The organism is Phosphitispora fastidiosa (assembly GCF_019008365.1).
Lineage (GTDB): Bacteria > Bacillota > Thermincolia > Thermincolales > UBA2595 > Phosphitispora > Phosphitispora fastidiosa.
Genome location: NZ_JAHHUL010000147.1, coordinates 1 through 265 on the forward strand (window position 1 = coordinate 1; position 265 = coordinate 265).

1 protein-coding gene is annotated in these 265 nt (G+C 38.1%); it reads left to right on the forward strand.

The features are described from left to right. Window positions 1-86 precede the first annotated feature (86 nt). A complete protein-coding gene (locus tag Ga0451573_RS20385; RefSeq protein WP_231685813.1) occupies window positions 87-242 on the forward strand; it encodes a hypothetical protein in 156 nt (51 codons plus the stop codon). The last annotated feature ends 23 nt before the right edge of the window (window positions 243-265 follow it).

Consider the following 265-nt stretch of genomic DNA (forward strand, 5'->3'; position numbering starts at 1 on the left):
TAGGATTATATCCTTGCTTTTGCTTTATTACCCAAAAGAATATTTTTAACACTATTTTTTATAACTTACAATAAACTCTCAACATCATGACTGGCAAACTACTGATCTTCTCCGCACCCAGTGGCTCAGGAAAAACCACCATCGTAAAACACCTCCTTAAGAAGGATTATCAACTGGATTTTTCCATATCAGCCACCAGCAGAACTCCACGTGGCAATGAAAAACACGGGAAGTCTTCCTGAGTAAGAAAATAGTAATCCTTCCC